This is a genomic window from Micromonospora sp. SCSIO 07396 (assembly GCF_053667945.1).
Window position 1 is genome coordinate 6,403,782 of record NZ_CM132210.1, and the last position, 19,071, is coordinate 6,422,852.

General features: G+C 74.2%; 18 protein-coding genes. 5 read left to right on the forward strand and 13 right to left on the reverse strand.

All coding sequences use genetic code 11. The features are described from left to right. Positions 1 to 53: 53 nt before the first annotated feature. Positions 54 to 560 carry a MarR family winged helix-turn-helix transcriptional regulator gene (locus tag ACWCHM_RS28265; RefSeq protein ID WP_204958410.1) on the forward strand — a complete coding sequence of 169 codons (507 nt, stop codon included), beginning with the start codon at positions 54 to 56 and terminating at the stop codon, positions 558 to 560. A gap of 205 nt (positions 561 to 765) precedes the next feature. On the opposite strand, the gene ACWCHM_RS28270 is transcribed toward ACWCHM_RS28265, so the two are convergent. The 3 genes from ACWCHM_RS28270 to ACWCHM_RS28280 form a co-directional block, all read right to left on the reverse strand. After that, positions 766 to 3,378, reverse strand: a complete 2,613-nt coding sequence (locus ACWCHM_RS28270; RefSeq protein WP_454220480.1) for an ATP-binding protein — start codon at positions 3,376 to 3,378, stop codon at positions 766 to 768. Between the two features lie 124 nt (positions 3,379 to 3,502). Next, entirely contained in the window at positions 3,503 to 4,651 is a 1,149-nt protein-coding gene (locus tag ACWCHM_RS28275) for an acyl-CoA dehydrogenase family protein (protein WP_204958408.1), read from the reverse strand. A 138-nt stretch (positions 4,652 to 4,789) separates the two neighbouring features. Next, on the reverse strand, positions 4,790 to 6,322 hold the full coding sequence (locus ACWCHM_RS28280; protein WP_281901564.1) for an acyl-CoA carboxylase subunit beta: 1,533 nt from the start codon (positions 6,320 to 6,322) through the stop codon (positions 4,790 to 4,792). 208 nt (positions 6,323 to 6,530) lie between these two features. Here ACWCHM_RS28280 and ACWCHM_RS28285 point away from each other — a divergent pair, with 208 nt between their 5' ends. Beyond that, positions 6,531 to 7,100 carry a snapalysin family zinc-dependent metalloprotease gene (locus ACWCHM_RS28285; RefSeq protein ID WP_454220482.1) on the forward strand — a complete coding sequence of 190 codons (570 nt, stop codon included), beginning with the start codon at positions 6,531 to 6,533 and terminating at the stop codon, positions 7,098 to 7,100. A gap of 88 nt (positions 7,101 to 7,188) precedes the next feature. On the opposite strand, the gene ACWCHM_RS28290 is transcribed toward ACWCHM_RS28285, so the two are convergent. Both ACWCHM_RS28290 and ACWCHM_RS28295 read right to left on the reverse strand, forming a co-directional pair. Continuing rightward, the gene (locus tag ACWCHM_RS28290) at positions 7,189 to 8,103 is read right to left on the reverse strand and encodes a hydroxymethylglutaryl-CoA lyase (protein ID WP_454220483.1); all 915 of its coding nucleotides are present in this window, start codon (positions 8,101 to 8,103) and stop codon (positions 7,189 to 7,191) included. Positions 8,104 to 8,273: 170 nt separating this feature from the next. After that, positions 8,274 to 8,429, reverse strand: a complete 156-nt coding sequence (locus ACWCHM_RS28295) for a hypothetical protein (RefSeq protein ID WP_454220485.1) — start codon at positions 8,427 to 8,429, stop codon at positions 8,274 to 8,276. A gap of 451 nt (positions 8,430 to 8,880) precedes the next feature. Between ACWCHM_RS28295 and ACWCHM_RS28300 the strand changes: the two genes are divergently transcribed. After that, a complete protein-coding gene (locus ACWCHM_RS28300; RefSeq protein WP_454220486.1) occupies positions 8,881 to 9,768 on the forward strand; it encodes a hypothetical protein in 888 nt (295 codons plus the stop codon). Positions 9,769 to 9,859: 91 nt separating this feature from the next. Here the strand turns inward: ACWCHM_RS28300 and ACWCHM_RS28305 are convergent, their stop codons facing one another. Beyond that, entirely contained in the window at positions 9,860 to 11,197 is a 1,338-nt protein-coding gene (locus ACWCHM_RS28305) for an acetyl-CoA carboxylase biotin carboxylase subunit (protein WP_454220488.1), read from the reverse strand. Between the two features lie 105 nt (positions 11,198 to 11,302). After that, a complete protein-coding gene (locus ACWCHM_RS28310) occupies positions 11,303 to 11,917 on the reverse strand; it encodes a TetR/AcrR family transcriptional regulator (protein WP_454220490.1) in 615 nt (204 codons plus the stop codon). A 175-nt stretch (positions 11,918 to 12,092) separates the two neighbouring features. Between ACWCHM_RS28310 and ACWCHM_RS28315 the strand changes: the two genes are divergently transcribed. Beyond that, positions 12,093 to 12,515, forward strand: a complete 423-nt coding sequence (locus ACWCHM_RS28315; RefSeq protein WP_204958402.1) for a DUF7144 family membrane protein — start codon at positions 12,093 to 12,095, stop codon at positions 12,513 to 12,515. Here ACWCHM_RS28315 and ACWCHM_RS28320 read toward each other — a convergent pair. Continuing rightward, complete coding sequence (locus ACWCHM_RS28320; RefSeq protein WP_454220492.1) at positions 12,487 to 14,118, reverse strand: hypothetical protein; 1,632 nt, start codon at positions 14,116 to 14,118, stop codon at positions 12,487 to 12,489. The genes ACWCHM_RS28315 and ACWCHM_RS28320 overlap by 29 nt on opposite strands. Before the next feature lie 68 nt (positions 14,119 to 14,186). Beyond that, a complete protein-coding gene (locus ACWCHM_RS28325) occupies positions 14,187 to 15,392 on the reverse strand; it encodes an FAD-dependent oxidoreductase (RefSeq protein ID WP_454220493.1) in 1,206 nt (401 codons plus the stop codon). 100 nt (positions 15,393 to 15,492) lie between these two features. On the opposite strand from ACWCHM_RS28325, the gene ACWCHM_RS28330 reads away from it, so the two are divergent. Beyond that, positions 15,493 to 16,047 (forward strand): TetR/AcrR family transcriptional regulator, encoded by a 555-nt coding sequence (locus ACWCHM_RS28330; protein WP_454220495.1) that lies wholly within the window; start codon positions 15,493 to 15,495, stop codon positions 16,045 to 16,047. Between the two features lie 131 nt (positions 16,048 to 16,178). On the opposite strand, the gene ACWCHM_RS28335 is transcribed toward ACWCHM_RS28330, so the two are convergent. From ACWCHM_RS28335 to ACWCHM_RS28350, 4 genes are all read right to left on the reverse strand, one after another. Further along, positions 16,179 to 17,081 carry a sulfurtransferase gene (locus tag ACWCHM_RS28335; RefSeq protein WP_067300838.1) on the reverse strand — a complete coding sequence of 301 codons (903 nt, stop codon included), beginning with the start codon at positions 17,079 to 17,081 and terminating at the stop codon, positions 16,179 to 16,181. 117 nt (positions 17,082 to 17,198) lie between these two features. After that, the gene (locus ACWCHM_RS28340; protein ID WP_454220497.1) at positions 17,199 to 17,819 is read right to left on the reverse strand and encodes an imidazolonepropionase-like domain-containing protein; all 621 of its coding nucleotides are present in this window, start codon (positions 17,817 to 17,819) and stop codon (positions 17,199 to 17,201) included. A 1-nt stretch (position 17,820) separates the two neighbouring features. Continuing rightward, positions 17,821 to 18,591 (reverse strand): SGNH/GDSL hydrolase family protein, encoded by a 771-nt coding sequence (locus tag ACWCHM_RS28345; protein WP_454220499.1) that lies wholly within the window; start codon positions 18,589 to 18,591, stop codon positions 17,821 to 17,823. Between the two features lie 105 nt (positions 18,592 to 18,696). Beyond that, the gene (locus tag ACWCHM_RS28350; protein WP_204958396.1) at positions 18,697 to 19,035 is read right to left on the reverse strand and encodes a hypothetical protein; all 339 of its coding nucleotides are present in this window, start codon (positions 19,033 to 19,035) and stop codon (positions 18,697 to 18,699) included. Between the last annotated feature and the right edge of the window lie 36 nt (positions 19,036 to 19,071).

Here is a 19,071-nt window from a genome sequence, read left to right on the forward strand (position 1 = left end):
GCAACTATAACCGCAGCAATATTCCCCGTGTCAAGCACTGCTAGGATGGCCAGGTGGACGAGACTGTGTTCGACGACCCCCGGATCACCGCCGTCGGCCTGCTGGTCGAGGCGCACGCCGGGCTGACCGCCCGGTTCACCGCACAGTACGAGGAGCACGGCGTCTCCGCGGTCGAGTTCGAGGTGCTGATGCGCCTGGCCCGCTCCCCCGGTAACCAACTACGGATGACCGACCTGGCCGCCCAGACCTCCCTGTCCACCAGCGGCGTCACCCGGGTGGTGGACCGGATGGAACGCGACGGGCTGCTCCGCCGCCGCGCCTGCCCCTCCGACCGGCGCAGCTCGTACGCGGTGGTCACCCCGGCCGGCATGCAGCGGCTGGACGAGACCCTGCCCGGCCACCTCCAGATCATCGAGCAGTGGTTCACCGGCCAACTCGAACCCGCCACCCTCGCCGCCATGCTGGACGGCCTGCGCCGGGTACGCGACGCCGTCCACCCGGGGGCGACCGCCGGCAGCACCGACCAGGCACCGACCGACGAGCCGCCGGCATCCTGCTGACCGCCCGTCACCAGGATGCCGGCGGACCGGCAGAAAAAGCGGCAGAACCCGTCCGACCCACCGGTCGCAGAGCCGCCGATCGCCGCAAAACGGACGGTCCGGCTGGCTAGCCTTCATCCCGCGGGGGAGCACCGGGGGGTGCCGGCGCGAGCGATCGAGCGAGGGGTTTGACCAGGGGGCTCGCTCGCTCGCGCCACCCCCGCGTCTAGCCCAGCAGGCGTTCCTCGTCCGGCAGCAACCGGATGCCGCCGCGCCGGCACGCCTGCGCCAGCCGCTCCCGCACCTCGGCCGAGCCGGTGCTCACGGCCAGCCCCACCAGGGCCTCGACCACATCCCGCCGGTCCTGACCGGCCGCACCGGCGGTCTCCGCCACCGCGAACCACTCCGCCGCCAACTCCCGGTCCCCCCGGTGCCGGGCCATGGTGCCCTCGATCAGCGCGCAGACCGACTCCTCCGCCCGGACCGGCCCGCCACCGCCGGGCCGGCTCCCGGCCGCGCCCGGCTCCGACCGGGACCCGGGCGGCGTCGGACGACCGTCGCAGCGCAGCTCGGCCAGGATCTCGGCGGCCTCGTCGAGCCGGCCCGAGCGGGCCAACGCCAGCCCCACGGTGCCGAGCACCCGCCGCCGGTGCCCCGGATCACCCACCCCGGCCAGCGCGGCGACCACCCGCCGGCCCTGGTCCACCGCGTCACCGTGACGGCCCTCCAGCCGGGCCACCTCGGCCAGGTCGGCACGGGCCAGCAGGCGCAGCCGGGGCTCCCCGCACTGGGCGGCCAGCCGGTCCACCGCGGCCAGCCGACGCCGGGCCGCCGACAGGTCGGCGAGGCGGATCTCGTGCCAGGCCAGATGGTGCTGGGCGACCGCCATGTCCCGGGTCCGGCCGTGCCGGGTGGCCAGGGTCAGCACCGCGTGCGCCTGCTCGGCCGCCTCGTCGTAGCCCCCGGTCGCGACCAGCAGGGTGCCGAGGACGGTCCGCGCCGCCAACTCCCCGGCCACGTCGGCCCGCCCGGCGAGCACCGCGAGCGCGGCCCGGGCGGCGGGCAGTTCCTGCGCCGCCGCGCCGTGCTCGGCGGCCAGCCGGGCCACCCCGAGCAGCGCCCAGGCCCGCAGCACCGGATCGGCGTCGGCGGTACGGGGATCGGCCAGCAGCCGGCACAGCCACTGCCGGCCGCTGACGTCCCGCCCCCGCATCCGCCACCAGCGGGTCAGGCAGGCGGCCAGCCGCAGCGCGGTGACCGGATCGTCCCCGGCGGCGTGTGCCAGTGCCGCGCCGATGTCGCCTGTCGCCTCGTCGAGCTGACGGACGGCCGCCGGCTGTCGCGCCCCGACCAGGTCCGGCGCGGTACGGGTCACCAGCCTGGTGATCACCACGGCGTGCCGGCGACGGACGGCGGTCAGCTCGCCCCGGCCGGCGGCCTGCTCGACGGCGTACTCGCGGACCGCGTCGAGCAGCCGGAACCGCAGCGGCCCGGCACCCCGGACGCTGAGCAGGCCCAACTCGACCAGCCGGTCGAGCAGCGGCACCGGGTCGACCACCACCGACGGGTCCGGGTCGTCGGCGAGCAGTTCCTCGGCCAGCTCCACCGACCACCGGTTGGCGAACACCGAGAGCCGGCGCAACGCCGCCTGCTCCCACCCGTCGAGCAGCCGGTAGCTGGTGGCGACCGCCTCGCGCAGGGTCACCGCGACCGTGGACCGGGCCGGGTCGTCGGTACGCCCCGGCGGCGCGGCCTCCCAGCCCCGTCCGCCGAGATCCGGGCCGGCCAGGTCGAGCACCCGGTCGCCGTACCGGTCGAGCAGTTCGGGCAGGTCGAGGATGCGGCCCCGGGCCGCCATCAGCTCGATCGCCAGCGGCAGGCCGTCGAGCCGGCGGACCAGCGCGGTGAGGGCGGGCAGCTCGTCCGGGCCGGGCGGTTCCGGGCGGACCCGGGTCAGCCGGGCGGTGAACAGGGCCGCCGCCGGCCACCGGCCCAGCTCGGCCGGGTCGACCACCCCGGCGGGGGGCACCTCCAGCGGCGCCACTGGGCGGACGAGTTCGCCGGGGATGCCGACCGGGTGTCGACCGGTCGCCACCACCCGCAGGGTGGGCACCGCCGCGACGAGCAGGTGCACCACCTCGGCCACCGGGTCCGGGGCCCGCTCGACCGCGTCCACCAGCAGCAGCGCCGGGCGGCCCCGCAGCCGGGCGGCCAGTTCGGCGAGCCGGGCCGCGCCGAGCACCGCGCAGGCCGCGGCGAGCACGTCGTTGGCGTCGGAGCCGGTGCCGACCAGCACGCCGGCCACCCCGCCCGGGTGGGCGTCGGCCACCGCGTGCGCCACGGCCAGGGCGAGCGCGGTCTTGCCCACCCCGGCCAGGCCGACCAGGCTCAGCACCGGCGGCCAGCCGTCACCGGTCAGCAGGCCGGTCAGCTCGGCGAGTTCCCGTTCCCGGCCGATCAGCTCGACCGCCGGGGGCAGCGCCATCGGCGTACCCGGGAGGTCGGGGTCGCGGGGGACGGTGCCGACGCCGGGCGTGCGGTCCGGCAGCCCGGCGACGCCCGGGGCGACCGGGGTGGTCGCGGCCTGGCCGCGGGCGCTGGCGAGGAAGGCGGCGCGGGCCGCGCCGGTCAGGCCGAACGCCCCGGCGATCAGCTCGGCGGTGGTGCGGTGCGGCCGGTGGGCCCGGCCGCGTTCCAGGTCGCGGACCGTCCGCACGCCGACCCCGGCCCGCTGGGCCAGGTCGGTCTGGGTGAGACCGGCGGCCAGGCGGTGGGCCCGCACCAGCTCCCCGATCGGGGTACGACCACCCGCGGGCGAGTGATCATGATCCGGGGTCATGGGCAGGAAGGGTACGGACGGGATACGACGTCGGGCAGCCCTTCGTCGGCCTACTGACGAAGGGCTGCGGATACCCGACAGAGCACCGTTCCCGGCCGGCGGCGGACCCGTCGCGCAGGTATGGTCACAGCCCCAGGTCGCGGGCGATGATCATGCGCTGCACCTCGGAGGTGCCCTCGCCGATCTCCAGGATCTTGGAGTCCCGCCAGAACCGGGCCACCGGGTACTCGTTCATGAATCCGTAGCCGCCGTGGATCTGGGTGGCCTCCCGGGCGTTGTCCACGGCGATGGTGCTGGCGTGCAGTTTGGCGATCGCCGCCTGCCGCTTGAACGGCTCACCGGCGAGCATCCGGGCGGCGGCGTCGTGGTAGGCCAGCCGGGCGGTATGCGCCTTCGACTCCATGTCGGCGATCTTGAACTGGATGGCCTGGTAGTTGCCGATCGGCTGACCGAACGCCTGGCGCTCCTTCGCGTACTTCACCGACTCGTCGACGCAGCCCTGGGCGAGGCCGACGGCCAGCGCGGCGATGGCGATCCGCCCCTCGTCGAGGATGCGCAGGAACTGGGCGAAGCCCCGACCGCGCTCGCCGAGCAGGTTCCCGGCCGGCACCCGGCAGTCGTCGAAGGTCAGCTCGTGGGTGTCCGAGGCGTTCCACCCCACCTTCGAGTACCCGGGCGCGACGGTGAAGCCGGGTGTCCCCGACGGCACGATGATGGTGGAAAGTTCCTTCGAGCCGTCCGGGTTGGTGCCGGTGACCGCGGTGACGGTGACCAACGCGGTGATGTCGGTGCCCGAGTTGGTGATGAACGCCTTCGACCCGTTGATCACCCACTCGTCGCCGTCCAGGACGGCCCGGGTCCGGGTGCCACCCGCGTCCGAGCCGGTGCCCGGCTCGGTCAGCCCGAACCCGGCGAGAGCCTCGCCGCTGAGCAGCTTCGGCAGCCAGCGGGCCTGCTGCTCGGCGGTGCCGAACCGGTAGATCGGCATCGCGCCGAGGGAGACCGCCGCCTCCAGGGTGATCGCCACGCTGGAGTCGACCCGGGCCAGTTCCTCCAGCGCCAGGCAGAGCGCGAAGTAGTCGCCGCCCATGCCGCCGTGCTCCTCGGGGAAGGGCAGGCCGAACAGCCCCATCTTGCCCATCTGCCGGACGATCTCGTACGGGAAGGTGTGCCGCTCGTAGTGCTCGGCGATCACCGGGGCGACCGTCTCGCGGGCGAAGTCCCGCACGCTCTCCCGCAGCGCCTCGTGCTCCTCGCTGAGCCGGAAGTCCATCGGTTCCTCCTGGTACGGGTGCCGCCCCCGGGCGCTCGTGACGCCGGGAACGGCGGATCGGGTGGGCGACCGGTCGGACCCGGTCGACGGTGGTGGCGGCGGCTCGACCGGGCGGGCCGGTAGGGGTCTGGCGGTCGGTCAGACCGGGGTGACCCCGTGCCGGCGGCGGGAGAAGTGCCGGTCCTTGCTGCGGGCGGCGGCGAACCGGCGGACCAGTTCGGCGCGCAGCTCGTGCGGTTCGACGATCGTGTCGATGACCAGTTCGCTGGCGAGCCGCACCACGTCGATGTCCCGCTCGTACTCGGCCCGTTTGGCGGCGACGAAGGCGGCCCGTTCGGTCTCGTCGGCGATCGCCGCGATCTTGTTGGCGTAGACGGCGTTGACGGCGGCCTCGGCCCCCATCACCGCGATCTTCGCGGTGGGCAGGGCGATCGTCGCGTCCGGCGCGAAGCCGGGGCCGGCCATCGCGTAGAGACCCGCGCCGTACGCCTTGCGGACCACCACACAGATCTTGGGTACGGTCGCCTCGGAGATCGCGGTGATCATCTTGGCCCCGTGCCGGATGATGCCCTGCTTCTCCACCGCGCTGCCGACCATGAACCCGGGCACGTCGCTCAGGAACAGCAGGGGCACGTTGAACGCGTCGCAGAGCTGCACGAACCGGGTCGCCTTGTCGGCCGAGTCGACGAAGAGCACCCCGCCCTTGAACATCGAGTTGTTGCCGACCACGCCGACGACCTCACCGTCGAGCCGACCGAAGCCGACGGTCAGCTCCCTGGCCCAGAGCGCCTGGATCTCGAAGAACGAACCCTCGTCGAGCAGGCCCTTGACGTACCGGCGCATGTCGAACGCCTGCCGCTCGCTGGCCGGCACCAGCGCGGCCAGGTCGGCCTTGGCGGGCGCGGCGACGGCCGGGGCGGCCGGCGGCTGCTGTTGCCAGTTCGACGGCAGGTACGACAGGTAGGTCTTCACCACGTCGAGCGCGTCGGCCTCGGTCCTGCACAGGAAGTGCCCGACACCGGACTCGGCGCAGTGCACCCGGGCCCCGCCCATCGCCTCCAGGGTGGTCTTCTCCCCGGTGACCATCTCGACCATCCGGTCGGAGCCGAGGTACATGCTGGCGTTGCCCTCGACCATGGCCACCACGTCGCAGAACGCCGGAATGTACGCCCCGCCGGCGGCGCTCGGCCCGAACAGCGCGCAGACCTGTGGGATCGCCCCGGAGGCGCGGACCTGGTTCCAGAAGATCTTGCCGGCGCCCCGGGGGCCGGGGAAGAGGTCGACCTGGTCGGTGATCCGGGCGCCGGCCGAGTCGACCAGGTAGACCATCGGCACGCCTGTCGAGTAGGCCCGCTCGATGATCCGGATGATCTTCTCGACGGTGCGCGCGCCCCAGCTGCCGGCCTTGACCGTGGAGTCGTTGGCCATCAGGCAGACCGGCCGGCCGTCGATGGTGGCGGTGCCGGTGACCACGCCGTCGGCGGGCAGCCCCTCGGCCAGGGCGTTGGCGTAGAGGCCGTCCTCGACGAAGGAGCCCTCGTCGACCAGGAGCGCGACCCGTTCCCGGGCGAACAGCTTGCCCTTGCCGGCGTTGGCCGCATGGTATTTGTCGGCGCCGCCGGAACGGGCCCGCTTGCGTAGCTGCTCCAGTGCCTCACCGTCGAGCGTCACGCCGACCCCCTCGCCCCGCGCCTCGTGGACGCGCCCGACCGCCATGCCGCCGTGGGCGTCGTAGTGGACGCGCCGACCAGCCTGAACGATCGTTAGGCTAGCGCATCCGGGCCCCGCCCGACCACCCGACCGACTTCCCCCCTGGATATTGATACTCAACTATCGATATGGCTACGCTCCAGACACCCCCTCCGGATTGGAGTGAGTCATGAACTCACGCGTCAAGCGCCTCGCCGTCGCCGCCCTGGCGACCGCGACGGCGACCCTCGGCATCACGGTCGCCAACCCCGCGCCCGCCTCCGCCGCGATGACCATCTGCTACAACACCAGCCAGGCGCCCAGCTACGCGAGCATCGCCAACCAGGCCGCGTCGATCTGGAACAACGCCACCACCAACCTGACGCTCACCGCGAACTGCGGCACCAACCTGCGGATCTACCAGATCACCGGCGGCGGCTCGTACGCCCAGCGCACCAGCCTCGGCAACGGCCGGGTCTACATCGACACCCAGCAGGCCGCCCAGTACAGCCCGCTGCGGATCATGACCCACGAGATCGGGCACATCCTCGGCCTGCCCGACAACTACAACGGCAACTGCGCGATCCTGATGTCCGGCGGCAGCGCCGGCACCAGCTGCACCAACCCGTACCCGAGCACCACCGAGGCGAACCGGGTGAGCAGCCTGTTCGCCGGCACCCTCAGCGCCAACGACCGCCGCAGCGGCACCGGCAGCCAGGTCTTCAAGGACAGCTGGCCGGGTCTGCTCACCGTGGGCTGACCCGCGAGGCGATCCGACGGAGGGGCCGGCACCACGCCGGCCCCTCCCCGCGTCTCTCCGGTCTCCCAGCCGCGCGGTCGGCCGCCCCTCAGCGGGCGGTCAACCGGGTACGCGGGCCGGCCCGCAGCACCCCCGACGGCAGCCGCTTGCCGAGCAGTTCCTCGGCCAACTCGGCGACCCCGACCAGGGCGTCCAGGTCGATGCCGGTGTCGATGCCCATGTCGTGCAGCATGTGCACCGCCTCCTCGGTGGCCAGGTTCCCGCTCGCCCCCGGCGCGTACGGGCAGCCACCCAGGCCGCCGACGCTGGCGTCGAACTCGGTGATCCCCAGCTCCAGGGCGGTCAGCAGGTTCGCCAACGCGGTGCCCCTGGTGTTGTGGAAGTGCAGCAGCACCGGCACGTCGGGCTCCCGGTCGCGGACGGCGGTGACCAGCTCGCGGACCCGTCGGGGCGTACCCATGCCGGTGGTGTCGCCGAACGCGACCCGGTCCGCGCCGTCGCGGACCACCCGCTCGACGATCCCGGCGACCCGCCCCGGGTCGACGTCTCCCTCGTACGGGCAGCCGAAGCTGGTCGCCACGATCACCTCGGCCCGCGCGCCCGCGCCGTGCAGCAGGTCGATCAGCGCGGCGATGTCGTCGAGCGACTCGGCGGTGGAGCGGTTGACGTTACGCCGGTTGTGCGTGTCGCTGGCCGAGACCACCACCTCGATCTCGGTGAAACCGGCGGCCAGGGCCCGCTCGGCACCCCGGGTGTTGGGCACCAGCGCCGAATAGCGGACCCCCTCGACCTTCCCGGCCCGCCGCCACACCTCGTCGGCGTCGGCCATCTGCGGGATCGCCTTCGGGTGCACGAACGACACCGCCTCGATCCGGCGCACACCGGTGCCGGAGAGCGCGTCGAGCAGCCGCACCTTGGCCCCGGTGGGGATCGGCTCCTCGTTCTGGAGCCCGTCGCGCGGCCCGACCTCGCGGATCGACACCGCCGCTGGCATCTGACTCATGGTCACCTCGCTGTGACATCTGGTCGCCGGGGGTGTCCCGCGTCGCCGCCCCTCGTGGGGACGACGACCGGCGACGCCGGACGACAGGTGGTCCCTCCAGGGAACCACCACGCCGGCCGCCGCCGCCACGCCACCCCCGGACCGCCCGGGTGCCGGGCCGCCCCGGGAGATCACCGGGCCGGCGGTCCCTCCACCAGCTCGGCAGCGCTACGCAGCACCGCCGCGACCGCGCCCGCCCAGGCCACCGCGTCCTCCCGGCCCAGGACCAGCGCCATCGCCACCGCACCCTCCGCGAACAGCGACATCGACCGCAGGTACCGGCCCACCCGACGACGGTCGGGACGCGGGCACGCGCCGTCGGTCAGTCTTCCGCTTCCCATGTTCTCCGCCCCCACGCCGCATGACAGGCGATGGCCTCTCCACCGCCCGGGTGGCGCGACCGGTTCCCGCCGCGCGGGCGTCGACCGACCGCCGACGAACGCGCGGCGACCGATCCGGTCGCACGACGGGCCCAACGACCGGCCGGGCCGCGCCGCACGCCGTTCTGGCCGGGCAGCACCGGGACGGGCGGCCAAAGTGGACCGTCCACCGACTGCTGCCGGACACCGGCACCGCACCGGGCCCGGGACCGTCCAACCCGGACGGCACCCGGCCCTACCCGGACAACGACCCGGCCAGAAACTGACCACGGAAACAGGCCGAAACGCTCACGATTTGCGGATGGAGGGTACGAATACCTTCCCGGGTCAGGCAGCTCTCCGCACGAAAGGTCCGCCCATGTCCTCCCCCACCAGCACGCCGTCCCCGGACCGGGGGCGGCACCAGCGGCACTGGCTCGTCCCACGCGAGCACCTGGCCGCCGGCTACGCGGCCCGGTACGGGTCGCCGGCGGTGTCCGAGTACGCGCTGGCGGTCCGCGACCTCATCGAGCGGTCTCCGGAGTTCGGGACTGTCGACACCTGGAGCAGGCTGGCCGAACGGATCTGCCGCAACCGGCCGGGCCGGGACCGGGACACCTGGCGCAAGCGGCTGTCCCGGCACTTCACCACCGAGACCAAGGGACCGCCGTGGCAGACCGTGGTGCTGGTGGTCGAGTGCACCGTCGCGGCAGCCGACCGGGCGGCCACCCTGAGCCGGTTCGAGCGGCTCTACGAGGCGGCCCGGGGTGAGCCGCCGACGGACCGCCGACCGGCCGCCGACCGGGCCCACCCCGACGGCTGCGGGCCGCCGGGGACCGCCACCGGCGGGGCAGCCCGTGCCGAGGGTGACGCCGGGCTGGTCATCGCCCAGCTCCGCGCGGAGAACGCCGTGCTGCGCCGTACGGTGGCCGCGCGGGAAGCCGAGAACGAACTGCTCCGCGCCACCCTCGACGCCGTGCACCGGACGGTTCCGAAGGGCCACCCCCACCGGCTCCCCGACGGGGGCACCCACCCGGCGGACCCGTCCGGACGGGAGGCGGCCCTACTCGACGGGCTGGCCCGCAAGGACCGCAACCCGGGGCACTTCCCCGCTGGCCCGACCCCGACCAACGACGCCCCGGCCGGTCGGCACCGCCCACCCCGGATCGACACGGTGTCGCTGCCGCCCCGCCTCGACGTCGTCGGCCCGCCACCGCACCGGCCGATGCCCCGGCCGTACCCGCCGGGCGGGACGCGGCGGGCCTGATCCCCCGGGCCCGCTCCAGGCGGACCCGGGGGATCAGGCCGGCCCGACCACGGGATCCGGGTCGGCGGACCCGTGGTCGGCCACGCCGGGGTCAGCGCATCCGGCCGACGATGCCGGTGTCGTAGTCGCCGGAGACGAACTCCTCGTTGGTCAACAGCTCGGTGAAGAAGGGCAGGTTGTTCTTCGGGCCGGCCAGCGCGAAGTCGGCCACCGCCGTCCGGGCCCGCTCGATCGCCTCGGCCCGGTCCGCCCCGCTGACGACGAGCTTGGCCAGCAGGCTGTCGTAGAACGGGGTGACCGTGTTGCCGGCGACGTAGCCGGAGTCGACGCGTACCCCCTCACCGGTCGGCTCCACCCAGGTGCCGATGACGCCGGGGCCGGGCAGGAACCGCTTCGGGTCCTCCGCGTTGATCCGCAGCTCGATCGCGTGCCCGCGCGGGGTCAGCGCGTCCGGGTCGAAGGTCGGTGGCAGGCCGGCCGCCACCCGCAGCTGCTCCTCGACCAGGTCGACGCCGTAGACCAGCTCGGTCACCGGGTGCTCCACCTGGAGCCGGGTGTTCATCTCCAGGAAGAAGAACTCCTGCGTGGCCGGGTCGAGCAGGCATTCGACGGTGCCCGCGTTGCGGTAGCCGACCGCCTCGCCGGCCCGTACGGCGGCGGCCAGGAACCGCGCCCGCAGTTCCGGGGAGACCGCCGGGGAGGGGGACTCCTCGACCAGCTTCTGGTTGCGCCGCTGCACCGAGCACTCCCGCTCGCCGAGTGCCACCACCCGGCCGTCGGCCAGGCCGAGGATCTGCACCTCGACGTGACGCACCCGGGGAAAGTAGCGCTCGATGAGCACCGAGCCGTCGCCGAACATCCGCTCGGCGAACGCGCGGACCTTGTCGTACTCGGTGCGCAGCGCGGCCTCGTCGGCGGCCACCGCCATGCCCATCCCGCCGCCACCGGCGGCGGCCTTGACCATCACCGGGTAGCCGATCTCCGTGGCGGCGGCGACCGCCGCGTCGAGGTCGGTGGCCGGCTCGGTGGTGCCGGGCGCGACCGGCACCCCGGCCGCCGCCATCAGGTTCCGCGCGTTGATCTTGTCGCCCATCGCGGTGATCGCGTCCGCGCCGGGCCCGACCCAGACCAGCCCACGGGCCTGCACCGTACGGGCGAAGTCGGCGTTCTCCGACAGGAAGCCGTAACCGGGGTGGATCGCCTGCGCGCCGGTGGCCTCGGCGGCGGCCAGGATCGCCTCGACGTTGCGGTAGCTCTGGGCCGGGTTCGCCGGTCCCACGCACACCGCCTCGTCGGCCTCGACCACGAACGGCAGGTCGGCGTCGGCCTCCGAGTGCACCGCGACCGCCCGGACACCGAGCCGTTTCGCGGTACGGATGATCCGGCGGGCGATCTCGCCCCGGTTGGCGACCAACAGCGACTCGATCATGTTTCCTCCAGCGTCCAGGGTGGGGACGGTTGCTCGACGTCCAGGGGTGCGGACGGATGCCAGGAAACCACGGTCGGGCCGTCGGCCACGAGTCGGGCGGGAGGGTCAGGAGTCGGTCTCGGCGAGCAGGGCGGCCGTCGCGGCGGCCCGCAGCAGCGCCGCCCGACGCCGCCGGTCGACCTCGCCGCCGAGGAACGGGGTCGAGTTCATCAGGCCGAACGCGGCGTGCGCCAGCACCCGTGCCTCGCCGTCGGGCAGCCCCGGGTGCAGCGCGGTCAGCACGGTCACCCACTCCTCGACGTACAGCCGCTGGAGCTTGCGGATGCGGCGGCGCGGCTCGTCCGGGAGGCGGTCCAGCTCGTGCAGGTGCAGGGCGATCACGGCCGGGTTCGCCAGCGCGAAGTCGACGTGGAAGTCGATCAGGGACTCCAGCGCGCCACGCGGGTCGCCGGGACGGCTGGCCGCCCGGTCCCGGCCACCGTCGAGCAGCCCCTCGCTGACCGGGATCAGCGCGGCGGCGAGCATCGCTTCCTTGCCGGCGAAGTGGTGGTAGAGGGCGGGGCCGGTCACCCCGGCGGCCGCACCGATGTCGTCCATGGAGACCCCGTGGTAGCCGCGGGCGGCGAAGAGCCCGACAGCGATCTCCAGGATCTCGTCGCGCCTCGACCGGCGCCGGCCCGCGCTGCCTGCGCTGCCCCTAGCCTGCTGCCCCACAGTCACCCGGCAAGCGTAGACCTCGGGCCGGACACCGGGGCCCCTCGGTTACCCGCGGGTTCACCAGGCGGACAGTGGCCGCGTGCGGGGGTGCCGCCGGCAGCCGTCCGGCCGGGTGCCGCCGGTGATCGCCGGACGGCACGCCCCACCGGCCCTAGCCTGGGAAGGGAGGGAGGGTGGGATGACGGCACGACGGCCGGACCGGTCGCTGCTGCTCGCCGGTGGCCTACTGGTCGGCGCGGGCATCTTCGACGTGCTGTCCGGGTTCGGCGACGTCGACAGCGGCGACGTCTACGTCTCGCTGCACGCCGACGGGCTGGTCTTCTACGACCTCACCAACTGGGCCTGGCTGCACGTGGCGAGCGGGGTGCTGCTGGTGGCGACCGGCCTGGTCGTCACCTTCGGTCGCCGCGGGTGGGTGACGGCCGCCCTGGTGGTCGGGGCAGCCGTCGTCGTCGTGCACGTGCTGTTCGCGCCGTACCACCCGATCGAGGCGTTGATCGTGGTGGGACTGACCCTCGCCGCCGTCCGGCTGGTCGTCCGGCACCGGCGCGGCGACCGGGACGGCACCCGGGTCAGGACGGCTGGCAGACCTTCCCGGTGAAGGACGGGTCCGGCTGGCGGGCGTCGTTCCAGGCCGGGTTGACCCGGATCGCCAGCGGCGGTGCCTGCCAACCCGCACCGAGCTGCTGGAGCAGCGGATACTCCCGCCGCATCCGGCTCTCCGGCACCCCGGCGAGGAAGTGGATCAGGCGGTCCTGGACCAGGGACCGGCCCAGCAGCCCGCCGTGCACCCCGGGCATCTGGAACACCGGAATGCCTGTGTATTCGCCCGGGGGCGCCTCGGTGGCCGTGGTGGTCGGCAGGAACGCCACCATCCGTACGCCCGGCACCGGGCACATCAACTGGTTGCGGTAGAACGGCGCGTTGTCCAGCAGGGAGCGGATGAACGGCTCGTCCGGCCCGGCGTCGGTGACCCCGAACAGTCCGATCGCCCCGAGCAGGGCCCGGAGCTGCCAGCCGGTGGCCACCCCCCAGCCGTGGGCCGCCCCGGCCGGCGGGTAGTACGCCCGCCCAGCGTTGATCAACGGGCTGAACATGACCAGGGTGTCCACCGCCGGGTGCGGGTGCTTTGCGAGGTAGGTACGGGCGAGCATCGCCCCCTCGCTCTCCCCGATCAGCGCCACCGGCCGGCCGGTACGCCCGTGCAGGCGGTCCACCTGTGTCCGGAGCAGGGCGGTCCCGCTCTCCAGCGACCGGTTGGTGTCCGACGACCGGTACGGCAGCGGTCGACCGTCCCCGTCCAACCCCCGGTAGGAGAACCGTTCCACGTTCGCGTCGACGGGCGGGGTGCCGTCGTAGGCCGACCCGTGGCCGGCGAGGACGATCACCGCGTGCCGGACGTCGGCGGGCAGCCGCTGCCCCAGCACCACCTGCTCGATCGTCACCCCGGCCGGGACGACCTGCACCAGCAGCGGGATCGCCAGCGGTACGGCGAGGGCCAGCGCGACGGCGATCGGGGTGACCGGCACCCGCGCCCAGCGCACCCGGGGGGCCAGCACGGCGACGTGCACGGTGCGTTCCCAGAGCAGCCCGTTGGCCGCCCCGGCGACCAGCGCGACGGGCACCGTCCACCAGCCGGGGACGCTCCAGCACAGCGCGCTGGCCACGGTGATCACCACGAAGTTCAGCAGCGACCAGCCGACCAGGGAGATCGACGGCAACCCGCGCCACCACGGCCCGACCACGGCGGCACGTTGCAGGAACGGCGCGAGCAGGAACATCGGCAGCAGCGAGGCGAGCAGCACCCAGGAGAGCGCGACCACCGAGGCGGCCACCGAGATCAACGCCCACGGGGCGACCAGCACGATAACCACGCCGGACAGGCCGAGGTTGCGGCCGAGCAGCCAGCGCAGACCGGGCCGGTCCACCCCGGCGGGCCAGGCGAGCGTGACCAGTCCGGTGGTGAGCAGCGCCCGGAACCCGATCACCAGCAGCAGTCCGACCAGGAAGTCGGGCCACGAGTCGTGGTAGACGTACAGCCAGCGCAGGTCGTGGTAGGTGTCGTACGGCCAGACGGCGGTGACCTGGGAGGACAGCCCTTCGGCGGCGACGAACCCGAGGCGCACCAGCAGCACCGCCTCGATCGCCGGGGGCAGGGCGGCCAGGGCGCACAGCGCCGTCAGCCGGGCTCGCGGTCTGCGCACACCCTCTCCTCACCAGGTGACCGGGGTTCCCCTAGCAGGTTCCCCCGCCCGACGACCGCGTGTCGGGTCTACCGCCGAACTACCGCCGACCGGCTTGCCGCTCGTCCTCCCGATGGGGGGGTCGTCGCGCGCTGCTGGAGGCCGGCGAGCCGCAGCGCGATCCGGCGGCGTACCGGTGGCATCCCCGACACCGCGCGTAGCGCCAGGTCCCGCAGCGGCCGGCCGGCGGGCGGCAGGGTGGCCAGCCGGGTCAGCCTGGCGGCGAAGCCGACGACCTCCTCGGCGAGCGGCCGACGGCGGGCGGCGTATTCGTCCAGCAGGGTGTCGGGGTGGCCGGCGAGGACGTCGCCGAGGGCGGCACCGAGGGCCACCGCGTCGCAGATGCCGAGGTTCATCCCCTGCCCACCGGCCGGGCTGTGCACGTGCGCCGCGTCCCCGGCGAGCAGCACCCGGCCACGGCGGTAGCGGTCGGCGATCCGGTGGTGGACGCGGAACCGGGAACTCCAGAGCACGTCGGTCACCCGGTCCGGCCGCCGGGTCGGGCCGCGTTCGTCGAGCAGCGCCTGGAGCCGGGCGGCGTCCGGGTCGCGGGGCGCGTCGGCGACGGCGGCGACCAGCCGGACCACGCCGTCCGGCAGGGGTGCCCACACCAGCGGACCCGGCCGGGCGAGAAAGAGGGCGACCTCGTCGCGGGGGAGCACGCTGTTCACCCGGACGTCGGCGAGCAGGAACGACTCGCCCCGGTCGGCCGGCCCACCGAAGCCGATGCCGGCCAGGTCACGGACGGTGCTGTGCATGCCGTCCGCGCCGACCACCCAGCGGGCCCGCACGCTCGTCCCGTCGGCGAAGCCGGCGACCGCCCGGTCGCCGTCGTGGTCCAGGCCGGTGAGCTGGTACGGCCGGTGCACCTGCCCGCCGAGGGCGGCCAGCCGGTCGGTGAGCACCGCCTCGGTCACCGACTGGGAGACCAGCAGCGCGTACGGGTACGTCGACGGCAGGTCCCCGAAGCCGAGGGTGAGCAGCACCCGGTCGCGGTCCCGCACGGTGAAGCGCGACGCCCGCAGCCCCCGGGCCACCAGTGGCGCGGTGACGCCGATCCGGTCCAACACCTCAAGCGTGTACGCGTGCACGACGGCGGCCCGGGAGGTGACCGGCGGCGCGGACGCCCGGTCGACCACTGTCACCTCCACGCCCTGTCGGGCGAGGGTGGCCGCGACGGTCAGTCCGGTCGGGCCGGCTCCCACCACCAGGACGTCGGTCTGCGCGGGCAGCATCTCCCACCTCCGTTGCCAACGAGCGTTTGCCAACACTTGTTGGCAACGGTAGGCCGGGTGGACACCGGAGGTCAACGCCTGTTGGCATAGAGTCGGGGACATGACCACCCGCCGATCGGACGCCACCCGGGCCGCGATCCTGACCGCGGCCCGGCAGCGGTTCGCCGCCGACGGATACGAGCGCGCCACCATCCGGGCCATCGCCGCCGACGCCAGGATCGACCCGTCCATGGTGATGCGCTACTACGGCAGCAAGGAGGGGTTGTTCGCGGCGGCTGCCGAGTTCGACCTGCGGCTGCCGGACCTCACCGACCAGCCCACCGACCAGCTCGGTGAGGTGCTGGTCCGGCACTTCCTCGACCGCTGGGAGGGCGACGGGACGCTGGTCGCGCTGCTGCGTACCGCCGCCACCAACCAGGGTGCGGCCGACCGGATGCGGGCGGTCTTCACCGACCAGCTCGGCGCGGCGGCGGCCGCCGTCGTACCCGATCCGGCGCAGGCACCCCGGCGGGCCGGTCTGGTCGCCAGCCAGATGCTCGGCCTGGCGCTGACCCGGTACGTGCTACGCCTGCCCCCGGTCGTCGACATGCCGCCGGCCGACCTGGTCACCTGGCTGGCCCCCACCGTCCAGCGCTACCTCCGCGCCCCCACCTGACCCCCGTCCGCCGAACGGCCGGCCGCCGGGTGCAATTGGGCGGATGTTGCGGTGTCCCGGGGCTGGGATACCGCAACAGCCGCCCAAGCGTGATCCAGCCGGGGGCGACCCGGGGCCCGGCGGAGGGCTGGTCAGCCGGCCAGGCCGCCGGGCTGGTCGCCCCGCACCACGGGGGCCCGGACCAGGTTTCCCCACTCGGTCCACGAACCGTCGTAGTTGCGCACCTGCGGGAAGCCCAGCAGGTGGTGCAGGACGAACCAGGTGTGGCTGGACCGCTCGCCGATCCGGCAGTAGGCCACCACGTCGTCGGCCGGGCTCAACCCGAGCTGGTCGGTGTAGATGGCCCGCAGCTCGTCGGCCGACTTGAAGGTGCCGTCGTCGTTCGCGGCGGACTTCCACGGCTTGCTCACCGCGCCCGGGATGTGCCCGCCGCGCAGCGCGCCCTCCTGCGGGTAGTCGGGCATGTGCAGCATCTCGCCGGTGTACTCGCCAGGCGACCGGACGTCGACCAGCGGCCGGCCCGCCGCCACGTGCGCCATCACCTGCTCCCGGTACGCCCGGACCGGCGCGTCGTTGCGCTGCGGCACCGGATAGTCGGCGCGCGGCCGGACCGTCTTCTCCCGGGTCAGCTCGCGCCCCTCGGCGATCCACTTCTGCCGGCCGCCGTCGAGCAGCCGGACGTCGGCATGACCGAACAGGGTGAACACCCACAGCGCGTACGCGGCCCACCAGTTGAAGTTGTCGCCGTAGAAGACCACCGTGTCGTCGCGGCCGATGCCCTTGGCCGCGCACAGTTCGGCGAAGCTCTCCGCGTCCAGGTAGTCCCGGGTGACCTGGTCGTTCAGCTCGGTGTGCCAGTCGACCTTGACGGCCCCGGGGAGATGACCGGTGTCATAGAGCAGCACGTCCTCGTCGGATTCGACCACGACGAGGCCCTCGTCGCCGAGGTGCTCGGCCAACCATTCGGTGGTGACCAGCCGCTGCGGGTCGGCGTACGACTGGAGGCGGGGATGCGGATCACTCGGCACAGACATGAGCCCCAAGTTACGCCGGAATCCGGGTGCCGACCGCCCAACGGGACGGGACCGCAGCCCGTCCCCGCCGGTCGGCGCACCCGTCCAGCGGGGCCGGGCGGCCGAGGGGGCCGGCGGTCAGGCGCGGCGGTGGACCAGGCGGCCGGCGACGACGGTGGCGAGGCAACGGCCGTCGTCGGCGAAGACGGCCAGGTCGGCTCGGCCGCCGACGGTGAGGGCCGGGGGCCGTGCCGCGTCGAGGACGGCGACGTCGTTGCGGGCCGCCGCCGCGCGTACCGCCGGGTCGGTGAGGTGCACGGCGAGCACCGCGCCGACACCCGATCGCAGCAGCGCGTGCACCCGTTCGCGCGGGGTGGGGGCCGGCGGCAGCGGCCCGTCGTGCACCAGCGCCGGCCCGAGGGTGCCGGGCCACCGCCGCACCCGCACCGTCGGGTACGCCTGCGTCAGCTCCCCGACCGGCCCGACCGCCTCGATCCGGTCCCCGTCGACCAGCACCGCCCAGCCCGAGAGCGGCCCACCGTCGCCCAGGGTCGACCGGTCCGGCTGTGACCCAGCGGAGACCTGCGCCGGCCGGCCCAACTGCGGCTCGTCGTCGGCCGGGACCGCCCGGCCCGGCGATGGCGCGTCGCCTGGCGTCACCCGGACCGACGGCGGCTCGTCGCTCGGAATCGTCCGGCCGGGTGGTGGCTCGTCGTCGAGGGTCAGGCGCAGCAGGGGGGCGGTGTGCAGGGTGCGCACGTCAGTCGGCGACCGGGCCGAGGATGGGGCGCTTCGCGGTGATCGTGTCGCCGGAGGACCTGCCGGTGAGTCGCCGGGTGATCCACGGGGCCAGGTGTCGGCCGACCCAGCTCAGGTCGGCGGCGCGGGCGGCGAGCCACGGGGTGGCGGCCGGGCGTTCCGGCACCATCAGCCACTCCTCGTCGCAGCCCACCCCGAGCGTGGTCAGCACCTGGCCGGCGACCCGCCGGTGCCCGGCGGCGGACAGGTGCAGTCGGTCGGGGCTCCAGAGGGTCGGGTTGAGCCGGAACGTGTCGTCGGCGAACAGGTCGATCAGGATCGCGCCGTGCCGCTCGGCGATCTCGCCGATGAGCCGGTTGATCAGCGCGATCCGGGGGGAGACGAGGCGCTGGCCGGGCAGCCGGGCCAGCACGTCGGCGAACCGGAAGAGGATCACGTCGGCACCGTTGGCGCGCAGTCGGGCCACCACGGCGTCGAACCGGGTCGCCAACGCGTCCGGGTCGAAGGTACGGCGCAGCACGTCGTTGCCGCCGGCCGCGAAGCTGACCAGGTCGGGTTTCATGGCGAGCGCGGCGGGCACCTGCTCGGCGACGACGCTCGGGAAGAGCCGGCCTCGGATGGCCAGGTTCGCGTAGCCGAAGTCCGGCCCGGCCTCGGCGGCCAGCCGGGTGGCCACCAGGTCCGCCCAACCCCGGTAGGTGCCGTCCGGGTAGGCGTCGTCCATGCCCTCGGTGAAACTGTCCCCGACCGCCACGAAGCTTCGCCAGCGCACGCCGCCCCCTCATGCCCTCGTTGCCTGCGGCGACCAGTCTGTCACCGGCAGACCGTCGTGCGTCGCCGCCCACCGCCCCAACGTGGCGCAGGTCATCGACCAGCACTACGGGGGTGGGCCGGCCGGTCCCCGGCGGTAGGGGGCCCAGGCGACGAACCGCTCGAAAAGGTCACGCGGCGTCGGCCCGTCCTGCGGGTTCAGCCGGAACAGGTCGTGGCTCGCCTCGTGATAGAGCCCGGACAGATAGACGGCCAGGTCGACGGGGTGTGCGTCGTACTCGATGCGGAGCAGCAGCCGGGCCTCGGCGCACGGCCACGGGCCGCCGCAGGCCCGGCACACCCACAGCGGTCGCAGCGGCAGGTGCGGCCGGCCGCCCGGCGGGTGGGAGCGGGGCCGGTCGGCGTACGGGCCGAGACGCGGCACCGGAAACGGACGGAAGTTCACCGGTCTCGACCTCCTGGTGGTGGGAACGGGGCCGCC

Coding starts and splice junctions, on each gene's coding strand:
- ACWCHM_RS28315 (WP_204958402.1), top strand. CDS start 12,093: ATGACGGCACGACGGCCGGACCGGTCGCTGCTGCTCGCCGGTGGCCTA.
- ACWCHM_RS28270 (WP_454220480.1), bottom strand. CDS start 3,378: ATGACCCCGGATCATGATCACTCGCCCGCGGGTGGTCGTACCCCGATC.
- ACWCHM_RS28325 (WP_454220493.1), bottom strand. CDS start 15,392: ATGCTGCCCGCGCAGACCGACGTCCTGGTGGTGGGAGCCGGCCCGACC.
- ACWCHM_RS28330 (WP_454220495.1), top strand. CDS start 15,493: ATGACCACCCGCCGATCGGACGCCACCCGGGCCGCGATCCTGACCGCG.
- ACWCHM_RS28290 (WP_454220483.1), bottom strand. CDS start 8,103: ATGAGTCAGATGCCAGCGGCGGTGTCGATCCGCGAGGTCGGGCCGCGC.
- ACWCHM_RS28275 (WP_204958408.1), bottom strand. CDS start 4,651: ATGGACTTCCGGCTCAGCGAGGAGCACGAGGCGCTGCGGGAGAGCGTG.
- ACWCHM_RS28300 (WP_454220486.1), top strand. CDS start 8,881: ATGTCCTCCCCCACCAGCACGCCGTCCCCGGACCGGGGGCGGCACCAG.
- ACWCHM_RS28285 (WP_454220482.1), top strand. CDS start 6,531: ATGAACTCACGCGTCAAGCGCCTCGCCGTCGCCGCCCTGGCGACCGCG.
- ACWCHM_RS28335 (WP_067300838.1), bottom strand. CDS start 17,081: ATGTCTGTGCCGAGTGATCCGCATCCCCGCCTCCAGTCGTACGCCGAC.
- ACWCHM_RS28305 (WP_454220488.1), bottom strand. CDS start 11,197: ATGATCGAGTCGCTGTTGGTCGCCAACCGGGGCGAGATCGCCCGCCGG.